17 protein-coding genes are annotated in these 17,150 nt (G+C 66.5%); 10 read left to right on the top strand and 7 right to left on the bottom strand.

The window, feature by feature from the left end:
* Nucleotides 1-74: 74 nt before the first annotated feature.
* Complete coding sequence (locus AB4Y79_RS14125) at nucleotides 75-806, bottom strand: FadR/GntR family transcriptional regulator (RefSeq protein WP_441862923.1); 732 nt, start codon at nucleotides 804-806, stop codon at nucleotides 75-77.
* A gap of 235 nt (nucleotides 807-1,041) precedes the next feature.
* On the opposite strand from AB4Y79_RS14125, the gene AB4Y79_RS14120 reads away from it, so the two are divergent.
* The 3 genes from AB4Y79_RS14120 (at nucleotide 1,042) to AB4Y79_RS14110 (ending at nucleotide 5,611) form a co-directional block, all read left to right on the top strand.
* Nucleotides 1,042-1,518, top strand: coding sequence for a sensor histidine kinase (locus AB4Y79_RS14120; RefSeq protein ID WP_441862921.1), 477 nt, complete (start codon nucleotides 1,042-1,044; stop codon nucleotides 1,516-1,518).
* Between the two features lie 315 nt (nucleotides 1,519-1,833).
* The gene (locus AB4Y79_RS14115) at nucleotides 1,834-4,485 is read left to right on the top strand and encodes an exo-rhamnogalacturonan lyase family protein (protein WP_441862918.1); all 2,652 of its coding nucleotides are present in this window, start codon (nucleotides 1,834-1,836) and stop codon (nucleotides 4,483-4,485) included.
* A gap of 157 nt (nucleotides 4,486-4,642) precedes the next feature.
* Nucleotides 4,643-5,611 (top strand): SRPBCC family protein, encoded by a 969-nt coding sequence (locus AB4Y79_RS14110; RefSeq protein ID WP_441862916.1) that lies wholly within the window; start codon nucleotides 4,643-4,645, stop codon nucleotides 5,609-5,611.
* A gap of 92 nt (nucleotides 5,612-5,703) precedes the next feature.
* Here AB4Y79_RS14110 and AB4Y79_RS14105 read toward each other — a convergent pair whose 3' ends face one another.
* The 3 genes from AB4Y79_RS14105 to AB4Y79_RS14095 are packed head-to-tail and all read right to left on the bottom strand — an operon-like array spanning nucleotide 5,704 to nucleotide 8,809.
* Nucleotides 5,704-6,930 carry an amidohydrolase family protein gene (locus AB4Y79_RS14105; protein ID WP_441862914.1) on the bottom strand — a complete coding sequence of 409 codons (1,227 nt, stop codon included), beginning with the start codon at nucleotides 6,928-6,930 and terminating at the stop codon, nucleotides 5,704-5,706.
* Complete coding sequence (locus tag AB4Y79_RS14100) at nucleotides 6,927-7,418, bottom strand: GAF domain-containing protein (RefSeq protein ID WP_441862912.1); 492 nt, start codon at nucleotides 7,416-7,418, stop codon at nucleotides 6,927-6,929. Before AB4Y79_RS14100 ends, AB4Y79_RS14105 begins: the two co-directional genes overlap by 4 nt.
* Nucleotides 7,415-8,809, bottom strand: a complete 1,395-nt coding sequence (locus tag AB4Y79_RS14095; RefSeq protein WP_441862910.1) for an MFS transporter — start codon at nucleotides 8,807-8,809, stop codon at nucleotides 7,415-7,417. The genes AB4Y79_RS14100 and AB4Y79_RS14095 overlap by 4 nt, the downstream gene beginning before the upstream one ends.
* Before the next feature lie 100 nt (nucleotides 8,810-8,909).
* On the opposite strand from AB4Y79_RS14095, the gene AB4Y79_RS14090 reads away from it, so the two are divergent.
* Nucleotides 8,910-9,788 carry a MurR/RpiR family transcriptional regulator gene (locus AB4Y79_RS14090; RefSeq protein WP_441862908.1) on the top strand — a complete coding sequence of 293 codons (879 nt, stop codon included), beginning with the start codon at nucleotides 8,910-8,912 and terminating at the stop codon, nucleotides 9,786-9,788.
* Nucleotides 9,789-9,906: 118 nt separating this feature from the next.
* On the opposite strand, the gene AB4Y79_RS14085 is transcribed toward AB4Y79_RS14090, so the two are convergent.
* On the bottom strand, nucleotides 9,907-10,386 hold the full coding sequence (locus AB4Y79_RS14085; RefSeq protein ID WP_308929697.1) for an Lrp/AsnC family transcriptional regulator: 480 nt from the start codon (nucleotides 10,384-10,386) through the stop codon (nucleotides 9,907-9,909).
* Between the two features lie 83 nt (nucleotides 10,387-10,469).
* Between AB4Y79_RS14085 and hisC the strand changes: the two genes are divergently transcribed.
* The 5 genes from hisC (at nucleotide 10,470) to AB4Y79_RS14060 (ending at nucleotide 14,250) form a co-directional block, all read left to right on the top strand.
* Entirely contained in the window at nucleotides 10,470-11,588 is a 1,119-nt protein-coding gene (hisC, locus tag AB4Y79_RS14080) for a histidinol-phosphate transaminase (protein WP_441862906.1), read from the top strand.
* 53 nt (nucleotides 11,589-11,641) lie between these two features.
* A complete protein-coding gene (locus AB4Y79_RS14075) occupies nucleotides 11,642-12,274 on the top strand; it encodes a YitT family protein (RefSeq protein ID WP_441863235.1) in 633 nt (210 codons plus the stop codon).
* Between the two features lie 108 nt (nucleotides 12,275-12,382).
* Entirely contained in the window at nucleotides 12,383-13,000 is a 618-nt protein-coding gene (locus tag AB4Y79_RS14070) for an ANTAR domain-containing response regulator (RefSeq protein WP_441862904.1), read from the top strand.
* A 27-nt stretch (nucleotides 13,001-13,027) separates the two neighbouring features.
* Nucleotides 13,028-13,696: an NADPH-dependent F420 reductase gene (locus AB4Y79_RS14065; RefSeq protein WP_441863233.1), complete on the top strand. Its 669-nt coding sequence runs from the start codon at nucleotides 13,028-13,030 to the stop codon at nucleotides 13,694-13,696.
* 203 nt (nucleotides 13,697-13,899) lie between these two features.
* Nucleotides 13,900-14,250, top strand: a complete 351-nt coding sequence (locus AB4Y79_RS14060) for a hypothetical protein (protein WP_308929692.1) — start codon at nucleotides 13,900-13,902, stop codon at nucleotides 14,248-14,250.
* 48 nt (nucleotides 14,251-14,298) lie between these two features.
* Here AB4Y79_RS14060 and AB4Y79_RS14055 read toward each other — a convergent pair whose 3' ends face one another.
* Both AB4Y79_RS14055 and AB4Y79_RS14050 read right to left on the bottom strand, forming a co-directional pair.
* Nucleotides 14,299-15,231: a threonine/serine dehydratase gene (locus AB4Y79_RS14055; RefSeq protein ID WP_441862901.1), complete on the bottom strand. Its 933-nt coding sequence runs from the start codon at nucleotides 15,229-15,231 to the stop codon at nucleotides 14,299-14,301.
* Nucleotides 15,228-15,497, bottom strand: coding sequence for a hypothetical protein (locus tag AB4Y79_RS14050; RefSeq protein WP_441862899.1), 270 nt, complete (start codon nucleotides 15,495-15,497; stop codon nucleotides 15,228-15,230). The genes AB4Y79_RS14055 and AB4Y79_RS14050 overlap by 4 nt, the downstream gene beginning before the upstream one ends.
* A 236-nt stretch (nucleotides 15,498-15,733) precedes the next feature.
* On the opposite strand from AB4Y79_RS14050, the gene AB4Y79_RS14045 reads away from it, so the two are divergent.
* Nucleotides 15,734-16,987 (top strand): SLC13 family permease, encoded by a 1,254-nt coding sequence (locus tag AB4Y79_RS14045; RefSeq protein ID WP_441862897.1) that lies wholly within the window; start codon nucleotides 15,734-15,736, stop codon nucleotides 16,985-16,987.
* Nucleotides 16,988-17,150: the final 163 nt, after the last annotated feature.

Genomic DNA, 17,150 nt, shown 5'->3' with positions numbered 1-17,150 from the left:
GGGCATGCGGCAGCCGGGCTGCGGCGGAATGGAGCCGTCCGTGCCGGAAGGCGTAGTGGACGCGGGTGCGGCCCCTAGGCGGATGCCACGTCCTTGAGCTTCTGGCGGATACCGTCAAAGTGGCGCTGCAGGCGCTCGGCGGCGAGCGTCTTGTCCCTGCCGGCCACGGCCTCGTAGATGTCCCAGTGGATCCGCACCTGCTCCTCCAGGTTGACCGGACCCGATCCCAGCGCCTCATGGATCTGGCGGTAGACCTGCCAGAACACATCCATGAGGTTGATGAGGAGCTCGTTGTTCAGCGGGGCGTACAGCTTCCGGTGGAACTCCGCATCATGCTCGGCCAGCGGTTCCCCCTGGGCTGCGGCGGCCTGCATGGCCTCCATCGAGGACCTCAGGTCTGCCAGGTGCTCTTCCGTCAGCAGGTCGATGGCCGAACCAATCAGCCCGGACTCCAGGGCCTGCCGCACGTCGATAAGCTCCATGGCTTCTTCGCCCTTGTGCCGGAGGGACAGCCGGCCGCGGAAGGTCAGGCCCGATACCAGGGCGCTGAAGTTGTTGGGTGCCACGAACATGCCGAAGCCATGGCGGATTTCGATGACGCCGAGCGCTTGGAGGACCTTGAGGGATTCCCGGACGGTGTTCCGCCCGACGCCCAGCTCTGCGGACAGTTCACTCTCGGTGGGCAGCGCATCGCCAACATCCAGGCCGCGTTCCAGGATAAGTTCCATGATTCTGGTCTGGAGGGCGTGGGACCGGATTTGTGCGCTGAACCTTGCCGGCGGTACCGCTGTGGATGCTACTGTCACGTCATCTCCTTCGACCGCACCCGGCGGCGGCCTCTCGTCTTTCCTCAGTGTACAGGAGATGGGACGTCCTTCGTCTGATTTTGCCCCGCGAACTTGCCACCCACAGCACCCACCCTCTTCCCGCCGTGCGCCGCGCACATAATTGATCTGATCTTGAGGCAAATCTTGCGCCCCCTAGACGTTTCAGGTCCACGCTGGGGGTATCAGACAAAACCAGCTTGGGGAGCAGGAAGTCATGGGCACCAAGACAACCTTGGAGAACGAAGTCACAACCGTGGGAGGCGTGCTGACCGACCTTCAGCCGCTGGACTTCCACACCTTGGGGCTGGCCGGTTGCATCGACCGGCTCACGGCACCCCTTCGCCAGCACGGAACCGCGGTCCACTGGGATACTCCACACTGGGGCATTGAGATCCCGGCGGACTGCGCCTCCCTGCTGTACCAGTCGGCGCGTGAGGCGCTCAGCAACGCTTTCAAATTCTCCGGCGCATCCATGGTTACCGTGCAACTGCTGGCCGTTGATCACGGGATCCGCCTGGTGGTGGCCGACGACGGCACGGGCTTTGACAGCGACGCCGCCACGTGCGGGCGGCACCACGGGTACGGGCTGCGGCTCATGACGGTGGCCGTGCAGGAAGCCGGCGGCGCAGTGGAGATCACCTCCGCACCGGGCCGCGGCACCAGCGTGACGGTAACCCTTCCGCTGGACTAACAGGCTCGGATGGCCGGCGTCGCTGGGACGGCGGCCATCCGTATTCCCACCCGGGGAGAACGGTCAGCCTGAGAGCTTGGCATCGTCAGGTTCCAGGCCGCCGATATGGCCCGCGCATTGGCAGCCAGAACCCTGGCGGCAAACGCCGCATACTCATCGAACATGCCCGCGTCCGGCCGTGCGGTCGTTCCGGCCGGCGAATACCCCTTGCGCCCCGCCCCATCGTCTACTACGTTGTAGTCCTGATCGAGAAAGCGCTTTCCCGCATTTCGGCGGGACCCAAACGCGCTGCAATCACCAGTGGAATCGGATGACATGACGGACAGCACCCTCATCAGGTGGATCGATGGCCAGGCCCCGGCAGAAATCAGTGGCGGAACAACGTGGGGCATGCCGTTTGCCCGCGGCTCAGTGCCCGGCGCGGACGCCCTTACGGTGGCGGACGCCACCGGCACTCCCCTCCCCAGCCAGGCATGGCCCTTGGCCACCTGGCCGGACGGCTCCTTGAAATGGGCGGGCATCGCCCTCCCGGCAACCGACACGCCGTCGGGCACCTACCAGGTGGAGGCCGACGCCGGCGCAGCCGGCGCAGCCGCCGCAGCCGGCCGGCCGACGCCGGGCGGTTCGGCCGTCACGGTCACCGAGGATGCCGACGCCCTGACAGTTGATACCGGTGTTTTGCGGATGATGATCAACCGCCGCGGATCCACCCTGTTCAGCAGCCTGTCCCGGGACGGCCGGCCCGTTGCCCGCGACGCACGGCTGGTCAGCCTGCTGCAGGACGGCGTTCCCGAAGGTGCCGGAACCGCCGGCCGGGAGGCCTTCACCGGCGAGGTGACCGCCGTCGTCCTTGAACAAGCCGGGCCCGTGCGCGCGGTGGTGCGGCTGGAAGGGCGCCACCACCCCGACCTGCCGGACAACGCCCACCGGGGTTGGCTGCCCTTCGTGGTGCGTTTCTACTTCCACGCCAACGCCCGCAGCGTGCGCATGGTCCACTCCTTCATCTGGGACGGTGACCCGGAGCGTGACTTCCTGGCCGGGCTCGGCGTCCGGTTCAGCGTGCCGCTGGAGGCCGAACTGCATGACCGGCACGTCCGGATCGCCGGGGCCGACGGCGGGTTCCTCACCGAGGCGGTGCGCGGCCTGACCGGGCTGCGCCGGGACCCGGGCGCGGAAGTACGGGACGCGCAGATCGCCGGCCGCGCCACTCCACCGGCAGAGGCCTGGAACCCCGAGGTCTCCGGCCGGCTGCACCTCATCCCCAGCTGGGGCGACTACACCCTTACCCAACTCAGTGCAGACGGCTTCGAACTGCGGAAACGGACTGCCGCCGGCCACGGCTGGGTGGGCATCTCCGGCGGCACCCGCTCGGCAGGCTTCTGCTCCCTCAGCGATACCCGCGGCGGCCTGGGCGTCGGGATCAAGGACTTCTGGCAGTCCCACCCGGGCCAGCTGGATGTCCGCGGCGCAGCCGGCGGCGGGGCAACCCTGACGGCATGGCTGTTTTCCCCGGAAGCCCAGCCCATGGACCTGCGGTTCTACCACGACGGACTGGGCCAGGACACGTTCGAGGAGCAGCTCGAGGGACTGGAGATCACCTATGAGGACTACGAACCCGGCTTCGGCAACCCCACCGGAATTGCCCGCACCCACGAGTTGACCCTGTTTGCCTATGAGAGCACCCCTTCCACGGAGAGCCTCGCGGCCGACGCCGCCGCGGCGTCCGCCCCGGCGCTCCTGCAGGCCACGCCGGAATACCTGCACTCGATGGGCGTCTTTGGCGACTGGGACCCCGTGGACCGGAGCACTCCGGCGCGTGCCGGGCTGGAGGATCAGCTGGACTTCCTCTTCGACTTCTACGCCGGCCAGGTGGAGCAGCGCCGCTGGTACGGGTTCTGGAACTACGGCGACGTGATGCACACGTACGACTTCGACCGGCACGTGTGGCGCTATGACGTGGGCGGCTACGCATGGGACAACTCCGAGCTCTCCCCCGACCTGTGGCTGTGGTACTCCTACCTGCGCTCGGGCCGGGCAGACATTTTCCGCTTCGCCGAGGCCATGACCCGGCATACCGGCGAGGTGGACGTGTACCACCTGGGGCCGTGGAAGGGCCTGGGTTCCCGGCACAACGTCCAGCACTGGGGCTGCAGCGCCAAGCAGCTGCGGATCAGCACCCCTGCCTACCGCCGCTTCTACTACTATCTCACCGCGGATGAGCGCACCGGAGACCTGCTCAGCGAACTGGTGGACAGCGACCGGAACTTCCTGGGCCTGGATCCGGTCCGCAAGGTCCGCCCGGATGCTGCCACCTACCGGCCCAACCGCGGCGCCCTGGGCGTGGGGCTTGGGACGGACTGGGGCTCCCTGGCCGCCACCTGGCTCACCGACTGGGAACGAACCGGCAACCCGCGGTCCCGGGACCGGCTGCTGGGCACCATGGCGGACATCGGCGCACTGAAGTTCGGTTTCCTCACCGGCGAAGCCCTGTACGACCTGGACAAGGGCCGGTTCGACACCGGCCGCGAGCAGATCCAGGTCTCACACCTCAGTGCCGTCTTCGGGCTGGTGGAGATCTGCAGCGAACTGGTGGACCTGGTACCGGATGCGGACTTCGAGCGGGCCTGGCTGCAGTACTGCCGCCTGTTCCTGGCCACCAAGGAGGAGCAGGTGGCGGCAGTGGGCCAGCCGCTCGAGGGCGTCTACCTCACGCAGGCGCACAGCCGGCTGACGGCGTACGCCGCGGCAAGGTTGCAGGATCCTGACCTCGCAGCCCGGGCCTGGGACAGCTTCACCGAGGGCGGCGAGCACCTGAACCACGGATCCGCCTTCACGCTGCGCAGGATCGAACCACCCCACGTGCTGCTGCCGGTGGACGAGGCACCCACGGTCTCCACCAATGACACGGCGCAGTTCGGGCTGGCGGTCATCCAGAACCTGGCGCTGGTGGGCACCTACCTGGACTGACAATTCCCGGCCGCGGCGAGTTCGCCTGCCGCGGCCCCCAGGCCAGCCTTTTTGTCGCCGACCGCTCTGGAAACCGGACCTTCCACAGAGTATTTTGGTAAGCATGCTGATGATTTCCATCCTCATCAGTTCCCGGTGACACAGCGAAGGAGACGTTATGAGCACGAAGGTGGAAAAACGCATTCTGGTGAACGTACCGGTGAGCACCGCTTACAACCAGTGGACCCAGTTCGAGGACTTCCCGCACTTCATGGGCGGCGTCAAGAGCGTGACCCAGCTCAGCGACGACCGGCTGGAGTGGGTGGCTGAAATCGGCGGCGTCCGCAGGCAGTGGGAAGCGAAGATCCTGGAACAGGTACCCGACCGCCGGGTGGCCTGGGCGGCTACTGAAGGCGCCACCAACGCCGGCGTGGTGGAATTCGAGGACGTTGGGGGCGGCCAGACCTCCATCCAGCTGAGCCTGGAATACGAGCCCGAAGGCCTGGTGGAAAAGCTGGGCGACAAGCTCCATGTCGTGGACCGCCAGGCGGAGTCGGACCTGAAGAAGTTCAAGGAATTTATCGAAGACGAAGGCTACGCCAGCGGCGCCTGGCGGGGATCGGTCAATGCCGGCTCGGCGGTGGGCACGCCCGGCGTTGAGCATGCCGGCGCCTCACGCGGCGATTCCGGCAAGGCTGGCATCTCCGGCAAGGTGGCCGCCGGCGCGGGCATCGCGGCTGCGGCCGGTGCGGCAGCGGCGGTGGCCGCAAGCGGCAACAAGGACGAAACCGAGGCCCGCGACGTAACCGTCACTGGGACCACCCCCGTGGCCCCTGCGGAGCCGGTTGTTCCCGCCGAGCCACTCACCGCAGGCTCCACCACCGGTTCGGCGGATGCAGGCATCGGCGTCCACGCAGCGGGCACGACGGCGGCGGCCGGCTCCACCGGTTCAGTCGCCGACCTCGGTGATGACAGGATCGGGCATGCCTTCGACCAGACCAACGGCCTCGTGGACACCACCGGCGAGTCCGACGAGACGCTGGAAGGCGAGAACCTGAGCGCGGCCGAGCGCGACCAGGACGGCACCGATTTGCGGCGCAACGACGGCGGCCTGCCGCCGGTCAACGGCAACCTCGGTCAGCACTAGTCCGTCCTGGTTAACAACGCCGCACTGCAGCACAGCGCCGCCCGTCTTCCCCCAAGGCGGGCGGCGCTGTGCTGTCCCTTCCAGGCAGCGCCTCACACGATAATTGCGCCGTCCTGGACCACGTGCACCAGGTGGTCGGCAATATCGGCCAGCACTGCGACGTCCTCCACCGGGTCCGCCGAGAGCACCAGCATGTCCGCGTCCGCTCCGGGGGCGATGACTCCCAGTTCGCCCGCCCGCCCAAGCAGTTCGGCGGCCGTGGCGGTGGCGGACCGGATGGCGTCGATGGCCGGCTGCACTTTGCCCAGCAACCGGAACTGCTCGTTCTGGTGCCGGTGCATGCCGCCGAGGAGGTCCGAGCCGTAAACCATCTTCACTCCGGCCTCGTGGGCCCGTGCGATGGCCTCAAGTCCGCTGCTCAGGACAGAATCCACTTTGGCCCACATCTCATCGGTCAAGCCGAATTCCTTGCCTTCCTCCTTCAGCGCCCAGTAAGTCACCAGGGTGGGCACCAGGAAGGCATCCTTCTCCAGGAAGAGGCGCAGGCTCTCCTCGTCAAGGAGGTTGCCGTGTTCAATGGACCTGACCCCCGATTCGAGGGCGCGGTTGATGGCCCGGGCAGTGTAGGCGTGGGCTGCCACGTACCGGTTGGCCGCTTCGGCTTCTTCCACGGCGGCCCGCATCTCTTCCAGCGAATACTGGGTGGAGTCGATCCGGTCCGTCGGGGAGGACACGCCTCCGGATGCCATGATCTTGATGTGGTGGGCCCCCTTGCGGAGCTCGTCGCGGGCGGCGGCACGCACGGCGTCCACCCCGTCGGCCACCCGCCCGATGCCACAGCACCCCCGGCCGTTGGGCTCGTGGTCTTCGCCGGGCAGCCGCATGTCGCCGTGGCCGCCCGTCTGGCTGAGGGCGCGTCCGCAAAAGTGCAGCTTTGGCCCTTCCAGGAGGCCCTCGGCCTGGGCCCTCGCGAGGCCAAAGTCGGCACCTGAGAGATCGCGCACGGTGGTGAAGCCGCGGCGCAGCATACCCTGCATGATCCTCGCGGTCTGCGCGTACACGTAGGAGGCGGGTGTCCAGGTCAGGGACCGGAAGTCCGCGCTGGAGGCCACCACGTGGACGTGGGCGTCGATGAGGCCGGGGATGACGTACTTGCCCGTGCCATCAATGACGCGCGCATTTTCCGGCGCATTCGCGCTTGGCTCAACGCTGCGGATCTTTCCGTCAGCGGTCACGACGTCGGTCAGCGAGAAGGTGCCCGCGTGGACATCAAGGACGTTGGCGTTCCTGATGACGAGCGGTTCAATGAAGGAGGTCACGGGAGGACTGTGTCCTTTCCTGTCGGGGTGGTTTGGTCTGAGTTGATAAAGGCTGGGGCAAGGGTTCCGGATGCAGCGGATACTGCCACGGACACCGCGTCGAGGCTGCGGCGGGTGTATTTTCCTTCGGCGTCGAGCAATGCCAGGACGCCCACCACGGTGCCGTGGGTTGTTACCGGGATGTTGATCACTGCGCCGCAGCCCAGGGACTGGATCAGGGCGACGTCGGTGAATACCTCGGCGAGGGCGGCGGCGTCGGGGGCGAGGAACGGCTGCTGCTTCGCGATGACGGTGTCCAGCCAGCCTTCGGAGATTTCCACCGACTTTTCGGCACCCAGCGGGTACTGGACGGGGTGGCTGGTGAACACGCGCCGGAGCACGGAGGATCCGGGCAGCCAGCGCAGCGCGGTGAACAGGATGACACCCGGGTCGCGGCGGAGGTGGTCGAAGATGTCCTGGAATGCTGTGCTTGGGTCCTGCTCCGTCATTTTCCGCCTCCCGACATTGCTGCCTGCTCGGGCTCGGTGCGGGCATTGATGTCTTCCAGCGATTTACCCGCCGTTGACGTTCCGAATATGACGACGCCGATCACGCCCACGGCCAGGACCACCGTGGTCATGGTGAAGACGCCGCCGAAGCCGAGCGTTGCGGCGAACACGCCGATGATGGACGGGGCCAGGATGCTGCCAACACGTCCTACCGCACTTGCCAGTCCGACGCCCGTGGCCCGCATCCACGTGGGGAACAGTTCCGGGGTGTAGGCGTAGACCCCGGCGTAGGTGCCGTTGAGGAAGAAGGACAGGGTAGCCGCGGCCACCAGGATCATCCCGGAATCGCTGGACTGGCTCAGCCAAAATGCGCTGAGGGCCGAGCCCGCCAAGTACAGGGCGATCGTGTTCTTGCGGTCGATCCGGTCGCACAGCCAGGCCGCAGAGAAGTAGCCGGGGATCTGTGCCAGGTAAATGATGATGGAGTATTCGAAGCTCTTGGTGACCGTAATTCCGCGTCCCACCAGCAGGGTGGGGATCCAGGAAAAGAAGCCGTAGTAGGAGAAGGTGATCACGAACCAGATCAGCCAGATCACCGCTGTCCTCCTGCGCAGGGCGGGAGACCACATGACTTTCAGGGCATTCCAGATGCTGATCTTCTGCCCGTGCTTGACGATGTCTTCCCCGCCTGCTTGCACCGCCGGAAGCTCTTTGCCGGTAGCGCGGAGCACCTTTTGCTCGAAGCCTTCCACCACCCGTTCAGCCTCCGCCGCCCGGCCTTGGCTCATGAGGAAGCGGGGCGATTCAGGAAGGCTGCGGCGCCACCACAGAAGCAGGAGGATGGGAACCGCGGTAATGACCTGGGCCCACCGCCATCCGTCGTCACCCAGGGGAACCACAAACCGCCCGATGAGCGCGGCGGCCACGAAACCGAACGAGAAGAACCCGGCCAGCGTGCCGATGAACCAGCCGCGCCGCTTGGGCGGAATGAACTCCGAGAGGAACGGCGCGATGATGACGCTCTCCGCGCCCGCGCCGAGTCCCGCCAGGACCCGGGCCACCAGGAAGACTTCGAAGTTCGGGGCCAGTGCGGCCACCACGGACATGGCGCAGTAGAAGGCCAGCGCCCACAGCATGACCTTCTTCCGGCCGAACCGGTCACCCAGCCAGCCGGACAGGATGGCACCGAAGAAGAAGCCCAGCGGAGCGGCGGAGCCGACCAGGCCAAGGCTTGCGGTGCTCAGGCCCCAGATCTCCTGGATGCGCGGGAGCAGGAAGGCCACCACGGCGCCGTCCATGCCGTCAAAGGAGTAGCCGAGCCCTCCGATAAGGAGAAGCTTGTAGTGTGGACGACTGAGTGGGAGCCGGTCCAGGCGTGCTGTTAGAGACATTGGGATTCCTGCCAGAGTGGGCCAAGTTGTACAGTTTTTAGGATTTGCACAGATCCGTGCATAGATTGAAGTTACGTGCATCACTTGCGGAGGTCAATAGGTGAAACAAGAAGTTAACAGCGCCACCTTGACCGAATGGCTCGATGGCCAGGCCCAGGGGCGCAAGCTCGCCACCCGGCAATTGCAGGTGCTGGGTGTCCTTCGCTCCCAGCCGCGGCTGGCATCCTATGGTTCGGTCAGCGACATAGCCGCAGCGGCGTCGTCGAACGCCTCAACGGTGACCCGGACCGCCCAGACGCTGGGCTTCAAGGGCTGGGCGGAGTTCCAGTTCGAGCTTCGCTCGCGGTTCCTCGCTTCCCTGAGTGCCGTGGAAATCGCTGCACAACACAACGGCCACGTAAGCAGCCCGGCCCAGGCCTCCCTGACCACGGACCGGTCCAACCTTGCCCATTTGGAGCGGACGGTGGACCCCGGCGAGGTCCATGCGGTGGCCGAAGCCATCGCGGGTGCACGGCAGACCCTGATCATCGCGGCCGGCAGCTACGCCATTCCGGGCAAGGCGCTGGAGCACAACGCCATCATCGCCGGCTATGACGTCCGGCTGCTGGATGCCGATGTGGCAGCGTTGACCAACGCCGTCGCGCGCCTGACGCCGGACGACCTGGTCATTGCCATCAGCCTCTGGAGGGTCTACGACAGCACGGTCCGCGCCGTGGACATCGCCCACCAGCTGGGGGCCCGGATCGTCGCCATCACCGACACCGCGAGTTCGCCGGTTGCGGCGCACGCCATCCACAAGATCGTGGTACCGGCCGAAAGCGCAGGCTTTTTCCCCTCCCTCACAGGCGCCGTCGCCGCAGTCCAGGCGGTGGCCGTTGAACTCGCCTCCCTGGACCGTGAACGGTCCACTCGAAGCATTGCGGCCTCGGAAAGGACCTGGGACCAGATGCGAATCATGCATCCACGGCCGAGCACGTAAAGAGATTGCCGCCCCGCCGATGGTCGGGGCGGCCGGCCGCACCCAAACCGGCCATCCTGACCGCCTTCGTGGACGCACTCATCGACGCCCTGGACCAGCTCGCCTGACGGCGGCCCCGCTATTTCCGGGCAGCCGCCTGCAGCAGGGGCAGCGTCCGGGTGGGCATGACTTCCACCAGGGACATCGCAGTGCTGGTGCGGACGACGCCGTCAATCGCCAGCATCGCGTTGGTGATCCGGTGGAGATCGGCCGGATCCTTCGCGGCCACTTTGGCGAGCAGGTCCGCGTCCCCGGTGGTGGCGTGCATTTCGATGATCTCCGGGATGGTCTGCAGTGCCGCCACGGCCTCGTCGCTGGAGGACTGGCTGATCGAAATCGAGATGAAGGCAATAAGCGGCAGGCCCAGGGCCGCGGTACGCACCCGCTGGCTGAAGGGAGCCAGGCTGCCGTCGTTCACCAGCCGCCGCAGCCTGGCGTGGACAGTATTGCGGGCCACGCCCAACGTCCGGGACAGCGAGAGGACCGTAGCCTGGGGGTCCTGGTCGAGTGTGAGCAGGATCTCGGCGTCCAGGGCATCAATGTGGTGCATAGTGAGCATTTTGCCACTTCCTTGGTACGCAACGGCTGGATCTGTCCTATAGGAGACGGCTGTGTTGCGCAGACGTCCTATCCTGGCCCACCATGCTGTCCATGACCACCAGCCTTCCCGCAACCGCCGTACCGGAACTCCGCGCCGCCGTCGCCCAGCTCCCCGCCTACGTGGCAGGAAGGGGCGCGCAGACTGACCTGACCGCCGCGCTGGCGGCCAATGAGAGCCACTTCGCCCCCCTGCCGTCGGTAGTTGATGCGATCTCGGCGGAAGCCGGCAGGATCCACCGGTACCCGGGCATGGGTGCACCGGAGGCCCGGGAAGCCATCGCCCGGCATTTCGGTGTCGCGCCCGAGGAAATCGCCGCCGGGCCGGGGAGCTCCGGCGTGCTGCAGCAGATCATTTCGGCCGTGTGCGGCCACGGCGATGAAGTGGTGTTCGCGTGGCGGTCCTTCGAGGCCTACCCCATCCTGGTTGCGGTGGCCGGCGCCGTTTCGGTTCCCGTGCCGCTCCTGGCCAATGAGCAGCACGACCTTCCCGCCATGGCGGCGGCCATCACGGACCGCACCCGGCTGGTGATCCTCTGTTCGCCCAACAACCCCACCGGCGTTTCCATCAGCGCCGGCGAGCTGGAGGAGTTCCTCCAGTCCGTGCCCCCGCGCGTGCTGGTGGTGCTGGATGAGGCCTACATCGAGTTCCAGCGCGGACCCGGCGTTGATGCCCTGGATTTTTACCGCCGGTACCCCAACCTCTGCATCCTGCGCACTTTCTCCAAGGCCTACGGACTCGCCGGCCTGCGGATCGGCTACGCGATCGCCCGGCCGCAGATCGCCGAGGGCCTCCGGCGCACCGCCGTGCCGTTCGGCGTGAACAGGATGGCGCAGGCCGCCGCGGTTGCCTCGCTCGCGGCCGGGGACGAAATCCTCCGGCGGACGGAGGCCGTGGCGGCGGAACGCAGCCGGGTCATCGACGCCCTCCGCGGCCATGGCTGGGACGTAGCGGACAGCCAGGCGAACTTCTACTGGCTCCGTGCATCCGACGAGCTTCGCGAACAGCTCCTCACGGCTCTCGGGGAGGCCGACATCCTGGCCCGCGGCTACGCCGCGGACGGCGTCAGGATCACGCTGGCGGACCCGGCCACGAACGACAGGGTGCTTGCCGTGCTGGCCAACCGCGGCGGGTTCCTGCCTCAGGCGGGTACTGCCCAGTGAGTGCCCCCGCAGAATCTCCTGCCGACGCAACCAGTACTGACGCACCCACGCGCGTGCAGGGGCCGACGGCGGCACCGCCGGCGCCGTCGTCGGCCGTCCGCCACTCCGTGGTTGAGGATGTCCTGGGCATCCTGACCGGCACCTTCGCGGCCTCGCTGGGGCTGTTCCTGCTGAAGTCGAGCGGGGCGGTAACGGGCGGAACCGCGGGCCTGGCGCTGCTGCTCAGCTACACCGTGCCGTTGCCGTTCGGCGTCATCTTCTTCGCCGTCAACCTGCCGTTCTTCGCCTTGGCAGTCTGGAAGAAAGGCTGGGATTTCGCCCTTCGCACCGGGGCCGCCATCGCACTGGTCTCGGTGCTGGCCGGCGTGCACCCTGCCGCATTCGGATCACTGCATCTCGACCCGGTGTATGGCGTTCCGGGCGGAAATCTGCTCGCCGGCGTCGGGCTGCTGATCCTGTTCCGGCACAAATCCAGCCTGGGCGGGTTCAACATCCTTGCCCTGCTCCTGCAGGAGAAGCTGAAATGGCGCGCCGGCTACGTCCAGATGGTGCTGGATGTGGCCATCGTCCTGGCATCGCTCGTCCTCGTTCCGCCGCTGATGGTGGTGCTGTCCGCGATTGGCGCCACGCTGCTGAACCTGGTGTTGGCCCTGAACCATCGGCCCGGCCGGTACCAAGGAAGCTAGGGCACAGTTTCCTGCTGGCCCATCCCGGAAACGTGAACTGCTATATTCTTTTCACTTAAATTCCCGGGCCAGGGGGAGCCCGGATACAGCACGTCGAACGGCTCCACTGTGACTTCCAACAGCATCTCTTCAGTACCGGCAACAGCGGAGAATCTCAGCCCCGCCTACCTCGATTGCCCCACCGGGCTGGTGGAATATTTCTTCTCGGACGGCATCTTCCGCTGGTCGGACGACCTCTACCGCATCTACGGCTATGAGCGTGGCGACGTCATCCCCTCGATGGACATGGCCCTCGCCCACATCGAACCGGATGACAGGCCCACCGTACAGGCGTTCTGGGACCGCGTGGCCACGTCGGGTGGGCCGTCCTCCATCTACGTGTCCATCCGGGATCGAAAGGACCGGCAGCACAAACTGCTGTTTTCGGCTGACTTCATCCTCGAAGGCGGTGCACCAGTGGGCGTCTGGGGCGTCGTGGTGGACCTGACCCAATCCATCCACACGGACCGGCACCAGTTGGCCACGGAGGCTGTCGCCGCCTCGGCCCGCAACCGGGCGGTTATTGAACAGGCGAAAGGCATCCTGATGGGCCGCACCGGCGTCACCGCGGACGAGGCCTATGAGCTGATCAGCCAGCAAAGCCAGGCGCTGAACAAGAAGGTCTACGCGATTGCGCAGGAAATCGTGGAGCGTGCTGCGCAACATACCAGGAACGACCAGAACTGACCCGCGCTGGTACGGCCCCGAAATATCCTGGCGCGGCCTGGTGTTGCCGCCCGTATGACAACAATCGGAATCATCGGTGCAGGACATATTGGCAGCCAGGTTGCACGGAAGGCCGTGGAACTTGGCTATGACGTCGTCATCAGCAATTCCAGGGGCCCGGAAACCCTTCAGGGCCTGGTGGCTGAGTTGGGACCCAAGGCGCGGGCGGCCACGTCAGCCGAAGCCGCAGCCGTCGGCGACTTCGCAGTGGTCACGGTGCCGCTGAAGAACTACAAGGACATCCCGGCGGAGCCTCTGGCCGGCAAGATTGTCATCGACACGAACAACTACTACTGGGAGCGGGACGGCAGGATTCCCGCCCTGGACAACGGCGAATCCACCACTTCGGGGCTGCTCCAGGAGCACCTGCCCGAGTCCAAGGTGGCCAAGGGCTTCAACCACATCATGGCCAAGGACATCGCCTCCGACGGAACTCCGGCAGGCACGGAGAACCGGCGTGCCCTCGCCACCGCCAGCGACTACCCGGAGGCCGCCCAACTGGTCACGCGCCTGTACGACGAATTCGGTTTCGACACCGTGGACGTGGGTCCGCTGGCCGAGAGCTGGCGCGTGGAGCGGGACCGCCCCGCCTACGTGAAGCGGCAGACGGCAGCTGAGTTGAAAGACAACCTCGCCAAGGCCACGCGGACTGTCTGACCAGGCGGCAAAGGGTTCAACGCACACTGGCCGGCAGGTCCTCCTGCCGGCCGGTTGAGTGTTCAGCGGCGGGTGCCGGGTCCTCGATGAGGCCCGCTGCCGGGCCGAAAGGGATGAGGGGAGCAGCAATGAAAGCCGCCGCGAAGGCACGGGGGTACCTAATCTGCTTACAATCGAAACCTCTGACCACTACCGAGGGACCCATGAAGAAATTCGCCACAGCCCTGTTTGCCGCCGGCCTCGTTGCCTCCGCTACGGCCTGCTCCGCCTCACACCAACTGACCACCGCTGAAACCTGTGAGCGGATCCAGGCCGTTGTGTCGAACCCCGCCAACAACGCCGGCAAGACGGGCATGAACAACCTCGCCAACCAGATCCGCCCCATCCACGCGGTTGCCTCGGACGATCTCAAGCCTGCCCTGGCGTCGATCCTTGCGTACACGGACGAGCAGGCCAAGGAGAACCCGGACAAGGACAAGCTCGCCGATCTCCAGTCCGGCTACCAGGAAGCCGGCAGCACCTACAGCAAGTTCTGCGGCCAGGCCGGCGGCTAGGCAACCCGGCGAAGGGACCGGCCGCCCCTCCGGGCGGCCGGTGATCCTTCAGAGCGTTGCCGGGTCCGTATTGGCGCCGCACAGGATCACGGCAACGCGTTCGTCCTCCCGGGGCACATAGGCGCCGGCAGCCAGCGCGGCAAAGGCAGCTGCCGCACCGTGCTCCACCACCATCCGGTAGTCATTCCACAGCGCCGAGCGCGCGGCAACAATCTGTTCATCGGAGACCAGGACACTTTCGACGCCGCAGCGGAGCGCCACGGAGAGGCCGATATCACCTATCCGCCGGGCGCCCAGGGAGTCTGCCGCGATGCCGGATACCGCCACGTCCACCGGCTCGCCCGCCGCCAGGGCAGCGTGCAGGGTGGGCGCGGTTGCTGGTTCCACGGCCACCACTTTGGCGTAGCCTTCGACGGCGGCTGCCACTCCAGCCATCAGTCCCCCGCCGCCCACGGCCACCAGGATGGTATCCACGTCCGGCAGCTGTTCCAGCAACTCGGAGCCCACGGTGCCGGCACCGGCGGCGATTTCGGCCTGGTCATAGGCGTGGCAGTAGACCGCGCCGGTTTGTTTCGCGTGCGCCACCGCGGCCTGGTAGGCCGCGGCGTACTCCGAACCGCCTTGGACCACGGTGGCCCCGATGGCCTTGAGTTTGCGGACTTTGATGGCGGGCGCGGCTTCCGGAACAAACACCGTGGCAGGCACCCCGAGGTGGGCGGCGGCGTAGGCGTTGGCGAGTCCGGCGTTGCCGCCGGAGGCAACCACCACTCCGACGTCCGCGCGCAGCTCCCCGCGCTCCTTGCTGGCCAGGATCCGGTTGAGGGCTCCCCGGGCCTTAAAGGTGCCCGTGTGCTGCATGTATTCGCATTTGAACCAGACCTGGCCCGTGGATGGATCCCTGTCGGCCGCCATCACGGGGGTCTTCCGGATGAGCCCTGCTGTCCGGCGCGCCGCCTGATCAATATCGTTCCGGGTAATCATGCCTGGACTTCGTCGTCCCAGGTGCCCGGCTCTTCCAGGGCTTCCTCCGGCTTGTGCTCCCGGGACGCTGCTGCGCCGCCCAGGTAGGACGCCGGCACGGTCCCGGCGGCCTGGGCCTGCTGCTCCTCACGGATGTTCGCGGCGCCGGGTTGCTCCGGGTGCTGTCCGGACTGGGGCGCCTTTGCAGCTTCTTCGTTAGCCTCGTCCGGGTCTCCCGGCCCGCGGAGGTCTGCGGTGTTCCGGGGATCGTCCCTGGAAACGGTCATGGTCCTGCCTTTCACCTGGGATCTGCTGAGCCCGGCCGGGGGCAACACCCCGGACCGGATTCCAGCCTACGGCCTGGGATTGCGTAGTCGATGAATTCCTTGAAGTCCTTCGGGCCCGGGTCCGCCCGGCGTCGTATCCTGCTGTGGACGATGGCCGGCATGGCCATCCTGGGTGTGCTGCCCTCGTTTTCGGGGGCATGTCCAACCAGCCGGACACCCCGACCCCGGAGCCGACCATGACTGCAGTCCAGATCATCCCGCTGGTGATCCTAGTGGTGATGTTCGTTGTCGCCACCAGATGGCCGCTGAACATCGGCGTGATGGGACTCGTGGCGTCCTTCGGCGTCGGTTACTTCATGCTCGGCATGTCGGACAAGCAGATCCTTGATGCGTTCCCGGCCACGATTGTCCTGACTATTATCGGCGTCACGTATTTCTTCAGCATGGCCCAGCGGAACGGCACGATCGAGATCATCGTCAAGACCTGCGTGCGCCTGGTCCGCGGCAAGACTCTGCTGCTGCCCTGGGTGTTCTTCCTGATCGCCGCCGCCCTCACCTCACTGGGCACATTCTCCCCCGCCGCCATCGCGCTGCTGGCACCGGCCGCCATCGGATTTGCCTACGAATCCCGCATCCACCCGGTGGTCATGGGTGCTTTCATCGTCAACGGCGCCCACGCCGGCGGGTTCTCCCCGCTGTCCGTGGCCGGCGTCCTGGTCCATGACATCGCCCTGAAATACGGCTTCCCGGTCTCCCAGGCGGCCCTGTTCCTGGCCAGCTTCGCGCTGAACCTGCTTCTCTCGGTGCTGACCATCATCCTGTTCGCCTTGATCGGCAAGCTGCGTGACGGCGCGGGCGGCAGGAACCTGGACTTCGACTCCGCCTCCGGGCGCCCCCACGGCCAGCAGGTCCTGACACTGGCCCTGATCGCAGTGATGCTGTTGTGCACCCTCGGGTTCCACATGCCCATCGGCTTCGTTGCACTCGCCGCCGGCCTGCTGCTGGCCTTCGTCAACATCAGGGAACACAAGACCTTCATCGGTGGTATCTCCTGGTCCACCGTCCTGCTGGTGGCCGGCATGATCACGTATGTGTCCCTGCTGCAGCGCGTGGGTGTCATCGACACCCTCGCCGGGCAGGCGCTGGTACTGGGTGCGCCGCTGCTGATCGCTCTCGTCCTGTGCTACGTGATCGGCGTAGGCTCCGCCTTCGCGTCCTCCACGGCTTTGCTGACCGCCTTCATCCCGATGGCCGGCCCGCTGCTTGCCACGAGCTCGCTCAGCGCCTCCGGAACCGTTGCCGCGCTGGCCATCGCGGCCACCGTCGTCGACGTCTCCCCCTTCTCCACCGACGGCGCGCTGGTGGTGGCCAATGCCCGCGACGACGACCGCCAGCGGGTCTACAAGCAGCTGATGTTCTATGCGGGCGGTGTGGTGCTGGTGGCGCCGGCGCTGGCATGGGCTCTGCTGGTACCTACCGGCATCATGTAGGGCATATGCCACCGGCTGCCTGCATCGAGTCCCAGCCGTTCCCCGGCCTGTGAACTGGCAGCCCAGTTGGCTTCGCGCGTCGCGCTCCCCTCAGTCACAAAGCCATATTTAGGTTCCGTATTGTGGAATTTGATTTTCCTCTTGCGGAATAGTGTGACCGGGA

The sequence above is a fragment of the Pseudarthrobacter sp. YAF2 genome, assembly GCF_052113345.1.
Lineage (GTDB): Bacteria > Actinomycetota > Actinomycetes > Actinomycetales > Micrococcaceae > Arthrobacter.
The sequence above is the reverse complement of the archived record's forward strand: the minus strand, read 5'-3'. Positions and strand labels throughout refer to the sequence as shown.

What these genes read in the sequence shown, in the direction of transcription:
- AB4Y79_RS14120 (WP_441862921.1), top strand. Translation starts at nt 1,042, where the DNA reads ATGGGCACCAAGACAACCTTGGAGAACGAAGTCACAACCGTGGGAGGC.
- AB4Y79_RS14115 (WP_441862918.1), top strand. Translation starts at nt 1,834, where the DNA reads ATGACGGACAGCACCCTCATCAGGTGGATCGATGGCCAGGCCCCGGCA.
- AB4Y79_RS14045 (WP_441862897.1), top strand. Translation starts at nt 15,734, where the DNA reads ATGACTGCAGTCCAGATCATCCCGCTGGTGATCCTAGTGGTGATGTTC.
- AB4Y79_RS14110 (WP_441862916.1), top strand. Translation starts at nt 4,643, where the DNA reads ATGAGCACGAAGGTGGAAAAACGCATTCTGGTGAACGTACCGGTGAGC.
- AB4Y79_RS14085 (WP_308929697.1), bottom strand. Translation starts at nt 10,386, where the DNA reads ATGCTCACTATGCACCACATTGATGCCCTGGACGCCGAGATCCTGCTC.
- AB4Y79_RS14055 (WP_441862901.1), bottom strand. Translation starts at nt 15,231, where the DNA reads ATGATTACCCGGAACGATATTGATCAGGCGGCGCGCCGGACAGCAGGG.
- AB4Y79_RS14095 (WP_441862910.1), bottom strand. Translation starts at nt 8,809, where the DNA reads ATGTCTCTAACAGCACGCCTGGACCGGCTCCCACTCAGTCGTCCACAC.
- AB4Y79_RS14060 (WP_308929692.1), top strand. Translation starts at nt 13,900, where the DNA reads ATGAAGAAATTCGCCACAGCCCTGTTTGCCGCCGGCCTCGTTGCCTCC.
- AB4Y79_RS14100 (WP_441862912.1), bottom strand. Translation starts at nt 7,418, where the DNA reads ATGACGGAGCAGGACCCAAGCACAGCATTCCAGGACATCTTCGACCAC.
- hisC (WP_441862906.1), top strand. Translation starts at nt 10,470, where the DNA reads ATGCTGTCCATGACCACCAGCCTTCCCGCAACCGCCGTACCGGAACTC.
- AB4Y79_RS14050 (WP_441862899.1), bottom strand. Translation starts at nt 15,497, where the DNA reads ATGACCGTTTCCAGGGACGATCCCCGGAACACCGCAGACCTCCGCGGG.